This is a genomic window from Pseudomonas persica, assembly GCF_900291015.1.
Lineage (GTDB): Bacteria > Pseudomonadota > Gammaproteobacteria > Pseudomonadales > Pseudomonadaceae > Aquipseudomonas.
In genome coordinates this window covers 1-269 of record NZ_OLKL01000158.1, presented here as the reverse complement: position 1 = coordinate 269, position 269 = coordinate 1, and the positions used below count along the sequence as shown (strand labels likewise).

Below are 269 nucleotides of genomic sequence, written 5' to 3'. Positions count from 1 at the left end.
ACCCTCGCGACCTTTACCTCCGCCGGGTTTGTCCGCCGTGGGCTTCAGGACGCCGGTTTTACCATGCAAAAATGCAAAGGATTTGGCCGCAAACGTGAAATGCTCACCGGCGTGATGGCGCAAACGCGTCCGCTGAGGCCGCGCGCGCCCTGGTTTGCCCGTACTGGCGCGTCCTGTCGCGAGGTCGCGATTATCGGCGGCGGTGTCGCCAGTGCGCTGTTATCCCTCGCGCTGCTGCGCCGGGGCTGGCAGGTAACGCTCTACTGTGC

The 269-nt window shown here is 64.7% G+C and carries 1 protein-coding gene; it reads left to right on the top strand.

Annotated elements, in window-relative coordinates:
* A partial coding sequence (locus tag FQ664_RS26110; protein WP_256676104.1) for an MnmC family methyltransferase occupies nucleotides 1–269 on the top strand: 269 nt, incomplete at both ends.